Genomic DNA, 11,828 nt, shown 5'->3' on the forward strand with positions numbered 1-11,828 from the left:
CTACCTCTTAATTTAGCACGATGCAGCGCATGGGAGTTCATTTTATGGAAGCGCGCATCAATTCAAAGGAGGAGAATAATGACTGAACGCAATGATGGCCCTTCACGCCGTCGAGTTCTTAAGGGCGCAGCAGCTGGTCTTGTGACAGCTGGTATTGCCCCGACAATCATCACCAGCCGCGCCTATGGCCAGGAATATCGCAACAAACCAAGCGGTGACACAGTTACGCTTGGCTTCAACGTGCCTCAAACCGGCCCATATGCCGATGAAGGTGCGGACGAGTTGCGCGCTTACGAACTCGCTGTTGAACATTTGAATGGCGAAGGCGACGGCGGCATGCTGAACACAATGCAGCCATCTAACCTTAAAGGGAACGGCATTTTGGGCAAGAAAGTTGCCTATGTGACCGGTGACACCCAAACCAAATCTGATGCTGCGCGTGCTTCTGCCAAGCGGATGATTGAAAAAGATGGCGCACTGATGATCACTGGCGGTTCATCATCTGGCGTTGCGGTTGCGGTGCAAGGCCTTTGCCAAGAGATGGGCACCATCTTTATGGCCGGCTTGACCCACTCAAACGACACCACAGGTAAAGATAAGCGGCGCTATGGCTTCCGCCATTTCTTTAACGCTTACATGTCTGGCGCTGCTTTGGGTCCGGTTCTGGCTGACGAATACGGTACAGAGCGCCGCGCATATCACCTAACAGCCGACTATAACTGGGGCTGGACGCAAGAAGAATCCATGAAAAACGCCACTGAGGCATTGGGTTGGGAAACGGTGAACACTGTTAAAACCCCAGTGGGCGCTGGTGACTTCTCGCAATATATCACCCCTGTGTTGAACTCAGGCGCTGATGTATTGATCCTGAACCACTATGGCCGTGACATGGTGAACTCTTTGACCCAGGCTGTTCAGTTCGGCCTGCGCGATAAGCAAGTGAACGGCAAAGATTTCCAAATTGTTGTGCCGCTCTTCTCACGCTTGATGGCGCAAGGTGCGGGCGACAACATTAAAGGCATTTTGGGTTCAACCAACTGGAACTGGTCTTTGCAAGATGCTGGTTCACAAGCCTTTGTGAAATCATTTGGTGCAAAATACGGCTTCCCACCATCAATGGCGGCGCACACTTGCTATGTGCAAGCGCTTCTTTACGCCGATGCATGTGAGCGGGCTGGAACATTCTATCCACCAGATGTGATCCGTGCGCTTGAAGGCCACAAATTTGATGGCATGGGCAATGGCCCAACTGAATATCGTGCAGAAGATCACCAATGCTTCAAAGACGTGTTGGTTGTGCGCGGTAACGAAAACCCAACATCTCAATTCGACTTGCTCAATGTGGTGCAACAAGTGCCGCGTTCACAGGTTGAATATGATGCCTCCATCTTCGGTGGCGAGTTGGGACCATACGAAGTCTCCATGTAATCTTGGACTTTTGGTTTGTCGGGGCGGCAGCGCTGCCCCGGCCTTTAGATTTTGCCGGTGGGGGGAGTTAACCACATGGATGCGATATTGCTGCAATTGTTAAACGGGCTGGATAAGGGCGGCGCCTATGCGCTGATCGCCTTGGGCCTGACACTGGTTTTCGGCACTTTGGGCGTGGTCAACTTTGCCCATGGTGCTTTGTTTATGCTCGGCGCTTTTTGTGCAGTCACCCTGCGCAAATTGCTGACCTTGGAGCAAGTTGTTCTGGACACAGAAAATTTGACCGCCTGGGGCACCCCCACTGAAATTCGCACCCCCTATGTGGAAGCATGGTTTGGCGATTTTGGCGCCGTTTTGGTCAATTATTCTGTGCCGCTCGCCATTCTCTTGGCCATCCCCGTTATGCTTGCCGTTGGCGTGGCCATGGAACGCGGCTTGATCAAACATTTTTATCGCCGTCCCCACGCAGAACAGATTTTGGTAACCTTCGGTCTGGCCATTGTTTTGCAGGAAATCATCAAACATTTCTTTGGCGCGAACCCTATTCCGCAGCCAATGCCTGAAAACTTCTCTGGCGCGGCTGACATTGGCGTCATGCTCGGCATGGACCCGAATGTGATCGTTTATCCATGGTGGCGCCTTGTTTACTTCGCCTTCTCCGTAATCGTGATCGGCGCAGTATTTGCCTTCTTGCAATTCACCACCTTCGGCATGGTTGTGCGCGCTGGCATGGCAGACCGGGAAACCGTTGGCCTGATCGGCATCGATATCGACAAGCGCTTCACCGCAATGTTCGGCCTTGCCGCCGTGGTCGCTGGCGTTGCAGGCGTCATGTATACGCCGCTGTTGCCGCCTGATTATCACCTTGGCATGGACTTCCTTGTGCTCACCTTCGTCGTGGTTGTTGTGGGCGGCATGGGCTCTTTGCCCGGCGCGGTTGCAGCAGGCTTCCTGCTCGGTATTTTGCAAAGCTTCGCCTCAATGACTGAAGTGAAAGCCATTATTCCAGGCATCGACCAAATCATCATCTATCTTGTTGCCGTGATCATTTTGCTGGTGCGTCCTCGCGGGCTTATGGGCCGCAAAGGCGTGATGGAAAGCTAAGGGAGAACAACAATGAACCTTCAAGGCATCTTTTCCATGTCACGCAAAGATTTGACCACACTGGTGATCTTTTCAATCGTTGTGTTGGCGCTACCCATCTGGCTGCAACCGTTCGGTGCAGCCTATCCCGACCTGATGCAGCGCTTTGCCATCTTCGGCATTCTGGCCATCGGCTTCAACATTCTGTTCGGCCTCACAGGCTATCTCAGCTTTGGCCACGCAGCATTTCTGGGCGTTGGCTCTTATACCGCGGTTTGGACATTTAAACTGTTTTCGATGAACCCAATCCCGGCGCTGTTTTTCGCTGTAATCATGTCTGGCCTCTTCGCCTTCATCATCGGCTTTGTGAGCTTGCGCCGTTCAGGCATCTACTTCTCGATCCTGACGCTCGCCTTCGCGCAGATGTCGTACAATCTGGCTTATTCTGTGCTGACCCCAATCACCAATGGTGAGACCGGCTTGCAACTGGAATCCAGCGATCCACGTATCATCGACAGTATGTTTGTGGGTGAACAAGCTGGCCTGCCCGTTTCCAACTTCTTCGGTTTGGAAATGTCTGGCATCCCCGGCTTTTACTTCTGCGCGATCTTCTTGATCATCGGGTTCTTCATTACCCAACGCATCTTTGCATCACCATTCGGCATGATGCTGCGTGGCATCAAATCCAACCAAACCCGGATGAACTATACCGGTTTCAACACACGGCCCTATACGCTCACCGCCTTTGTGATCTCTGGCATGTATGCTGGCTTAGCTGGTGGTTTGATGGCTGTAACCGACCCATTGGCAGGCGCAGAGCGCATGCAATGGACCGCTTCAGGTGAAATCGTATTGATGACCATCCTTGGCGGTGTAGGCACCCTATTGGGCCCGATTGTTGGCGCTTGGCTGATCAAATATTTCGAGAACATCTTCTCAAGCTTCAACGAGAACGTTTTGCACAATCTGTTCGGCTTCCTGCCTGATGGCGTTGAAAGCGTTGTGGTGGAAATCACGTCAATGTTTGTTGGCGAAGGCTGGCACCTCACCCTTGGCTTGGTGTTCGTGCTTGTTGTGACCTTCCTGCCCGGCGGCATCATGGAAGGCTATCGCCGGATCACCGCTATGTTCACAGGCGGCGGAGGTGATGGCAAAAAAGCCAATGCCGACGACAAGCAAACACAACCAGCCGAATAGCTAAAGGAGCACATATTATGACGACCGCTAACGAAAATGTCGTTCTTCACGTTGCCGATGTGCACAAAACCTTTGGCGGGTTGCACGCATTGAGTGACATTGACCTTCAAATCGAAGAAGGCAAAACCCACGCCATTATCGGCCCCAACGGCGCCGGCAAATCCACTCTCCTAAACGTTGTGGTGGGCCGCTTGGCCCCCACACGTGGCGCGGTGGTGTTTGATGGCCAGGTGCTGACAGGAAAGCAGCCACACGAAATCAACCAAGTTGGCGTGGCCCGTGTGTTCCAAACACCGGAAATTTTCCCCGAACTTTCCGTGCTGCAAAATGTGATGGCACCTGCTTTCGCGAAGCGTGATGGGGCGTTCAAGCTGAACTTCTTGTCATCATTGGCAGACGAAAAGCAAATCCGCGAAGAAGCGGAGCATATGCTGGAAGATATTGGCCTGATCCATCAAAAAGACATGCATGCTGGCTCCCTTTCCCGCGGCGACAAGCGCCGGATGGAACTGGCCATGTGCTTGATGCAGCATCCAAAGCTTTTACTGCTGGATGAGCCAACCGCTGGCATGTCTCGCCACGACACGAACACCACCATTGAACTTTTGAAAAAGATCAAAGAACGCGGCATGACCAAAGTGATCATTGAGCACGACATGCATGTGGTGTTCTCGCTGGCCGATAAAATCTCGGTGCTTGCAGGTGGGCGCATTATCGCCGAAGGTACGCCTGAGGAAGTGCGCAACAATCCAAAAGTGCAAGAAGCATATTTGGGAGGAGCACACTAATGAATGCAATGACAACGGAAAGCAATATGATGAGCGATGCACAACCAAAACAAAAAGAGGCACAGCCTTTTCTGTCGGTAAAGGATGTGCACGCCTATTACGGTGAAAGCTATATCGTGCAAGGCGTGAGCCTTGAATTGCCCCATGGTGAAATTCTGGCTTTGCTGGGCCGCAACGGCGCGGGTAAAACCTCTACCCTGCGCACGTTGGCTCGAGTGGACGACCCACAATTGACCCAAGGTGAAATTTGGCTGGATGGCCAACCTCTGCACAAAATGCGCGCCCACGAGGCAGCGCAAGCAGGCTTGCAATTGGTGCCGGAAGATCGACGCATCATTCAAGGCCTAACCGTGGAAGAAAACCTGACCCTTGCCCAAGTGGCACCGGGCCATGGATGGACCATCGAACAAGTTTATGAGCGTTTCCCACGCCTCGCTGAACGCCGCAACCAGGAAGGCGTGACCCTTTCTGGCGGTGAACAGCAAATGCTGGCCATTGGCCGCGCATTGGTGCGGGATGTCAAACTCTTGCTACTGGACGAGCCTTATGAAGGCTTGGCCCCTGTTATTGTGCAAGAGATTGAAAAGATCCTGTTGGAAATTAAAAAACTCGGGATCACCACCATTATCGTTGAGCAGAACGCAGTTGCTGCGCTCAAGCTTGCCGATAAGGCTGTTATTTTCGACACGGGCGAAGTTGTGTTTAGCGGCTCTGCCAAAGAAGTGTTGGAAAACGAGCAATTGCGTCACGAATATCTGGCCATCTAACCAGATAGTCTAAGCGCAAATTGGCGACCGGGAGCGATAGGGTCCGGCCACCATTTTGAAGATGTGTAACTTTTGAAATGGGCATTGCTGAGCATAGCTTGGCAATGAGAGGGAAGAATATGTCCGGCAAAACCTATCCGGTGTTTGAAGCATGGGCGCAAAACGCGCTGATCACCAAAGACAAATATGACGAAATGTATGCCCAATCCATCAATGACCCTGATGGGTTTTGGGCGGAACAAGCAAAGCGGCTTGATTGGATCAAGCCGCCCACCCGCATCAAAAACACCAGCTTTGATCCGGTAGAGATCAAATGGTTTGAAGACGGCGTGCTGAATGTGGCGCACAATTGCATTGATCGCCATTTAGAACAGCGCGGCGATCAAGTTGCCTTTTATTGGGAGCCAGACCATCCGGATCAACCTGCCCAAGTGATCACCTACAATCAATTGCATGAGCGCGTATGCCGCTTTGCCAATGTGCTGAAAGAGCTAGGCGTGAAAAAGGGCGATCGGGTAACACTTTACCTGCCGATGATCCCTGAGATCGCCTATGCCATGCTGGCCTGTGCCCGCATTGGGGCGGTGCACTCGGTGGTATTTGCAGGCTTCTCACCTGAAGCCCTTGCGGGGCGGATCAATGACTGCGACAGCACCATTGTCATCACCGCCGACGAAGGTAGCCGCGGTGGCCGCGCCATTCCGCTGAAAAAGAATGTGGACGATGCCCTGCCCCACGCATTGGGCGTGGAAAAAGTGTTGGTAGTGGAACATACCGGCGCCAACATCACCATGAAGGGCGGTCGCGATGTGTGGTGGCATGAAGCCGCAGCGGGCGTTGACGAATTCTGCGACGTGGAACCTATGGGCGCAGAAGACCCGCTTTTCATTCTTTACACATCCGGCTCCACCGGAAAACCCAAAGGCGTGGTGCACACGAGCGGGGGATACCTCACCTATATCTCCCTCGCTCACCGCGCCGTATTCAACTATGAAGATGGCGATATTTTCTGGTGCGGTGCAGATTTGGGCTGGATCACCGGACACAGCTTCACCCTTTATGCACCGCTATCAAACGGCGCTACATCGGTGATGTATGAAGGCGTGCCAAACTTCCCAGACGCGTCGCGCTTCTGGCAGATCATCGACAAATATCAAGTCAATCAATTCTACACAGCGCCCACAGCCATCCGAGCTTTGATGGGAGCTGGCGATGATTTTGTGACCAAAACCAGCCGCAAATCGCTCAAACTTCTGGGCACGGCAGGCGAACCGATCAACCCAGAAGCGTGGGAATGGTATTTCCATGTGGTGGGCGAAGGGCGCTGCCCAATTGTTGACACTTGGTGGCAAACCGAAACCGGCGGCTGCATGATCACCCCGTTCCCCGGCGCGACGGAAATGAAGCCAGGTGCGGCCACCACCCCATTTTTCGGCATCAAGCCCCAACTGGTGGATAATGATGGCAATGTGCTGGACGGCGAAGCCGAAGGCAATTTGTGCATTCTCGACAGCTGGCCCGCCCAAGCCCGTACCATTTATGGCGACCATCAACGCTTCGTGGACACCTATTTCACGACCTATAAGGGGAAATATTTCACCTCCGACGGCTGCAAATGCGATGCGGACGGCGATTATTGGATCACCGGGCGCGTGGACGACGTGTTGAACGTTTCCGGCCACCGCATGGGCACAGCGGAGGTGGAAAGCGCCTTGGTGTCGCACGATATGGTGTCAGAAGCCGCGGTGGTGGGTTACCCCCATGATGTGAAAGGCCAAGGCATCTATGTCTATGTGACGTTGATGGCAGGCGTGGAGCAAAGCGATGATCTGGCGAAAGACTTGCGCCAATGGGTGCGCAAGGAAATTGGCCCCATCGCCACACCAGACCTGCTGCAATTCGCACCAGACCTGCCTAAAACACGGTCTGGCAAAATCATGCGGCGCATTTTGCGCAAAATCGCAGAAGACGACTTCTCAAATCTCGGCGACATTTCAACACTGGCTGACCCGTCTGTGGTCGATAAGCTGATTGAAAATCGCCAAAACAGATAGGCCTAAAGCAACTGTCCCCACTTTGTTTGGGCCGTATACGGGGCGCTTCCGAATGATCGGAGCGCCCCTCAATTTTGCCCTAAGCATGTTGTCGCCTTTCAGCAACGGCTGCGCACCAAAGTTGGGCAACACTCTGTTTTGAATTGATTATCTGCCGTTCGCCTGCTCTTGATTGCGCAACTTTTGGGGAAATTGCACGCATATGGCGAACTCACTTCTAAAACATCCAGATTTTATGCGCCTCTGGTCGGCGCAAATCGGGTCAGCCTTTGGCTCGCGGATCACACGCACGGTTCTGCCCATTATCGCAATTTTGCTGATCGATGCTGATCCCAATGAAATTGCCATTCTTTCCGCCCTAAGCTTTGCCCCTGGCCTGATCGTCGCATTTTTTGCTGGCGGATTTATTGATCGAAACCAAAAGCGCCCGCTTTTGATCGTCACCGATTTGGTCCGTGCGGCCCTCATCTTCAGCATTCCCCTTGCTGCCTTCTTTGGATCAATCACGATGATGCAACTCTATATTGTTGCAGCTTTGGTGGGCGCCGCGACCGCGCTGTTTCAAATCGCAGACAATGCCTATTTGCCGCGCTTGGTTGAAAAAGACCAATTGGTGGAAGCAAACTCTAAACTGGAATCCACTGACGCGGTGGCAGAGGCTGCGGGACCGGGCATCGCCGGGTTGCTGGTTTCTCTAGTCACAGCCCCTGTTGCCATGATGGTCGACGGGTTCACCTATCTTTGGTCTGCCCTGATGCTCACACGCATCAAAAAGCAAGAACCTGAAAAACAAGCACGCGATGAAAATGATAATTTGCTGAGTGATGCCATTGCAGGGCTAAAAGCCTGCACCAATCACCCAGTTGTCGGCCCAATTCTGGCAGCGGAAACCTTACTTGCCTTTTTCGGCGGGACTTACCTCACGCTCTATATGATTGTGGGCCTGCGCACCATTGGGCTAGATCCCTTCACGCTGGGCGTCATCATCAGCCTTGGGGGTGTTGGTGGTTTTCTTGGTGCCATGGCCGCAGCGCCGATGGCCCAAAAGCTAGGACTGCGCACAACATTGCTGATCACCCTAGCCTTGGGGCAATTGTCGAACTTCTTCATTCCACTGGCCGCGGCAATGCCTGAATTCGGCGCAGCCTTTTTGGCACTGCAACAAATTGCTGGCGACATCTTCATGACCATCTTTGTCATTCAGGCACTCAGCCTGCGTCAGCGGGTAATGGACGAAAATCTATTGGCCCGTGCCAATGCCACATTCCAATTGACCACAGGGATTGCGGTGACCATCAGCGCGCTATTGGCTGGCCCATTGACCATTATATTTGGCATTGCCCCAGTGCTTTGGGGCGCGGCAATCGGCAGCATGTTGGCGCTGCCGATCATGTGGTTGGCCAAAGAGGAAAAGGCCGCCTAAACCGCTTTGGAATGGCGGGCGGTGCCTTGACCGAAATAGATGTCAAACTTGGCCGCAATGGCACGCACAAACGGCTTGCCTTGGCCAATTACAGCAAAATGGCGCTCATCATTTTCAATGAAACCGTCACGATCTTGCGCCGCAATCATATTTGCTTCGCGCAAAACCTGACGCGCAGGCTCCCCAAAACGCGCCACCAGCTCAGCTTTATCAAAGGAGAACTGACACATAAGCTGCTCAATCACATGACCGCGCATACGGTCGTCTTCATTTAACACATAGCCTTTACCGACAGCCAATTCGCCCTTATCGATCATGGCCTGATATTGGCCCGTGGGCACCACATTTTGAATATAGCCATTCCGGTTTTGGCCGATGGCTGATCCGCCAAAGCCAATCATCGCATCAGCTGGATCGACCGTGTATCCTTGGAAATTACGACGCAAAGTGCCATCGCGGGCGGCAATTGCCATCTTATCATGCGGCAAGGCAAAATGGTCAAAACCAACCCGATCATATCCGGCATCCACAAGTGCATCAGCGGCTTTCATCGCATGTTCAAACCGCTCAACCGTACCCGGCAATGCAGCTTCATCGATCATTTTCTGATGGGTCTTCATCCATGGGACGTGGGCATAGCCAAACAGGGCAATCCGATCTGGCTGCAAAAACGCTGTTTTGGCCACTGTGTCCATCAACCGTTCTGTCGTTTGGTGTGGCAAACCATACAAAACATCGAGATTGATGGATTGAATGCCATGGGCCCGCAGCGCATTGACCACATCGCGCGTCACTTCAAAGCTTTGCGGACGATTGATCGCTTTTTGCACAACGTCAGAAAAGTCCTGCACGCCAATGCTGGCACGTGTCAGACCGAAATCAACCATGCCTTTAATTTGATCTGGCGTTACATCACTCGGGTCAATTTCAATGGAAATTTCAGCGTCATCCGCGAAATCAAAATGAGTGCACAGTACATCTTTCAGGCGCGCAAAATCATCTGATTGCAACAGGGTTGGCGAGCCGCCACCAAGGTGCAAAGACACAACATTCAACCGATGCGGCAACTTTGCAGCCACCATCTCAATCTCTTTAAACAAACGCTGCAAATAGGCCTGCACCGGCGCATATTTCAACGTTTGTTTGGTGTTACAGCCGCAGAACCAGCACAACCGATCACAAAAAGGAATATGAATATAAAGCGAAAGCTTATCATCTGCCCGAAAGCTGGAAAGCCATTCCGCATAAACCGCATTATTCACCTCGTCAGTGAAGTGCGGCGCAGTAGGATATGAAGTATAACGCGGCACAGGCGCCGCATATTTTTCAATAAGTGAGTGGTCCATGTTCGTCCCCTATTCTGTAGCGCTAAACTAGCGACAGGAAAATTTCCCGCCTTGATCGAGGTCAAAAAGGGTGCAACAAACAGTCTCAAAATGCGCCGTTCGGTTCGCAATCAAGAAATTTCGATTAGGGGATATATATGACTGATCAGCCGCAAAAGATTTTTGATGGCCATAATGATATTTTGCTCAAATTGCTGGACGAGTGCAAAGCTGACCCGGTGAAAGGCTTTTTCACCCCACGTGACGGCCAGCACATCGATCTGCAATCTGCACAGCAAGGTGGCTTTGCGGGCGGGCTGTTCGCCATGTTCATTCCACCAGAAGATGGCAAAACATACGAAAAGGCCCCAAGCCAAACTTATGCCATTGGCGAAACCAACAAGATGATCCGCTTGCTGCGCGACATTCAAGAAGCGTCTGACGGGCAGGTGAAAATCTGCAAAAGCGTAGACGAGATTGAGGATGCATTCGCCAGCAACCAAATGGCACCCGTGCTGCACATTGAAGGTGCAGAAGCGGTGATGCCCGATCTGTCTAATTTGGAAAATCTATATAAAGAAGGCTTGCGCTCACTTGGCCCAGTGTGGAGCCGCGAGAACGACTTCGCTTATGGCGTGCCATTCAAGTTTCCAGCTTCACCAGATACGGGTCCAGGCTTAAAAGAAGCAGGCGTTGAACTGGTGAAGGCCTGTAATAAACTCGGCATCGCGATTGATCTGAGCCACATCAATGAAAAAGGCTTTTGGGACGTGGCCAAGCACAGCGACAAGCCATTGATCGCCAGCCATTCAAACGCCCACGCCTTGTGCCAATCTACCCGCAACTTGCTGGACACGCAGCTTGATGCGATTAAGGAAAGCGGCGGCATCGCCGGCCTGAACTTCGGCACGATTTTCCTCAACCCAAAAGGCGTGGCCGACAGCGGCGTCCCTCTATCCACCATGGTGGACCAAGTGCGCTATATGGTCGACAAGATGGGCATTGATCATGTGGGCCTTGGGTCAGACTATGATGGCACCGGCGTGCCAACAGAAGTGGACAGCACCGCCAAATTGCCAAATCTTGTCAACGCGCTAAGCGCGAGCGGATTTAGCCAAGAGGAAATGGACAAGATTACCCATAAAAACTGGTTCCGCGTGTTGCGCGAAACTTGGGGCGAATAATCGCCCCTTCATCGCTTTTCGAAGGCGCACCCCTTAAATGGGCGTGCGCCTTTTTTGTGCGCCTTGAATGTGAATGGGCTTAGGCTCCACTGGTCCACCCACGCGCACCGGCCGGGGCGCAAAGCGACCAAGCGTTGCAATGCGGTCATACATAACAATGGCCCCCGCCGTAGCCACATTCAGGCAAAAACTGGTGGGGATTTTGATGATATGATCGCACATATCCATAATCTCAGGCGACAAGGATGCCCGCTCTGGCCCTAAAATATAGGCCGCCTGGGTCGGATGGCGAAAACTGGGCAATTCAATTGCATCATCAGTCAACTCAATGCCGACCAATTGGCACCTATCCGGCAAGGTGATGTCTTGCGGCTTGTCCCATGCATAATAGGGCATATTGGTGAGCGAATTTGACGTGTCCGACACCATATCATCGTGCTGCAAACGCGACGCAACAGTGAAACAAAAGCTCGCCCCGAACCCATGCCCGGTGCGCGCCAAATTGCCAAAATTTTTGACCTTGGAGATCTTCTCCGCGCCTATCGCAAAATATCCACGCATAATGCCCCTTTCAATTTG

10 protein-coding genes are annotated in these 11,828 nt (G+C 52.6%); 8 read left to right on the top strand and 2 right to left on the bottom strand.

From position 1 onward, the window contains the following. Positions 1 to 78: 78 nt before the first annotated feature. The 7 genes from ATL17_RS04955 (at position 79) to ATL17_RS04985 (ending at position 8,740) form a co-directional block, all read left to right on the top strand. A complete protein-coding gene (locus ATL17_RS04955) occupies positions 79 to 1,428 on the top strand; it encodes a substrate-binding protein (RefSeq protein WP_133571649.1) in 1,350 nt (449 codons plus the stop codon). A 75-nt stretch (positions 1,429 to 1,503) separates the two neighbouring features. After that, positions 1,504 to 2,532, top strand: coding sequence for a branched-chain amino acid ABC transporter permease (locus ATL17_RS04960; protein ID WP_133571650.1), 1,029 nt, complete (start codon positions 1,504 to 1,506; stop codon positions 2,530 to 2,532). Positions 2,533 to 2,544: 12 nt separating this feature from the next. Then, positions 2,545 to 3,708: a branched-chain amino acid ABC transporter permease gene (locus tag ATL17_RS04965; protein ID WP_208111112.1), complete on the top strand. Its 1,164-nt coding sequence runs from the start codon at positions 2,545 to 2,547 to the stop codon at positions 3,706 to 3,708. Positions 3,709 to 3,725: 17 nt separating this feature from the next. After that, a complete protein-coding gene (locus tag ATL17_RS04970) occupies positions 3,726 to 4,496 on the top strand; it encodes an ABC transporter ATP-binding protein (protein WP_133571651.1) in 771 nt (256 codons plus the stop codon). Further along, positions 4,496 to 5,263 carry an ABC transporter ATP-binding protein gene (locus ATL17_RS04975; RefSeq protein ID WP_133571652.1) on the top strand — a complete coding sequence of 256 codons (768 nt, stop codon included), beginning with the start codon at positions 4,496 to 4,498 and terminating at the stop codon, positions 5,261 to 5,263. The genes ATL17_RS04970 and ATL17_RS04975 overlap by 1 nt, the downstream gene beginning before the upstream one ends. 119 nt (positions 5,264 to 5,382) lie before the next feature. Then, positions 5,383 to 7,317: an acetate--CoA ligase gene (gene acs, locus ATL17_RS04980; protein ID WP_133571653.1), complete on the top strand. Its 1,935-nt coding sequence runs from the start codon at positions 5,383 to 5,385 to the stop codon at positions 7,315 to 7,317. Positions 7,318 to 7,519: 202 nt separating this feature from the next. After that, the gene (locus tag ATL17_RS04985; RefSeq protein WP_133571654.1) at positions 7,520 to 8,740 is read left to right on the top strand and encodes an MFS transporter; all 1,221 of its coding nucleotides are present in this window, start codon (positions 7,520 to 7,522) and stop codon (positions 8,738 to 8,740) included. Here ATL17_RS04985 and hemN read toward each other — a convergent pair. Continuing rightward, positions 8,737 to 10,086 carry an oxygen-independent coproporphyrinogen III oxidase gene (hemN, locus tag ATL17_RS04990; protein WP_133571655.1) on the bottom strand — a complete coding sequence of 450 codons (1,350 nt, stop codon included), beginning with the start codon at positions 10,084 to 10,086 and terminating at the stop codon, positions 8,737 to 8,739. The genes ATL17_RS04985 and hemN overlap by 4 nt on opposite strands. A 137-nt stretch (positions 10,087 to 10,223) precedes the next feature. Between hemN and ATL17_RS04995 the strand changes: the two genes are divergently transcribed. Continuing rightward, the gene (locus ATL17_RS04995; RefSeq protein ID WP_133571656.1) at positions 10,224 to 11,249 is read left to right on the top strand and encodes a dipeptidase; all 1,026 of its coding nucleotides are present in this window, start codon (positions 10,224 to 10,226) and stop codon (positions 11,247 to 11,249) included. Positions 11,250 to 11,282: 33 nt separating this feature from the next. On the opposite strand, the gene ATL17_RS05000 is transcribed toward ATL17_RS04995, so the two are convergent. After that, positions 11,283 to 11,810: an RNA methyltransferase gene (locus ATL17_RS05000; protein ID WP_133571657.1), complete on the bottom strand. Its 528-nt coding sequence runs from the start codon at positions 11,808 to 11,810 to the stop codon at positions 11,283 to 11,285. Positions 11,811 to 11,828 lie beyond the last annotated feature (18 nt).

The sequence above is a fragment of the Maritalea mobilis genome (genome assembly GCF_004363175.1).
GTDB lineage: Bacteria > Pseudomonadota > Alphaproteobacteria > Rhizobiales > Devosiaceae > Maritalea > Maritalea mobilis.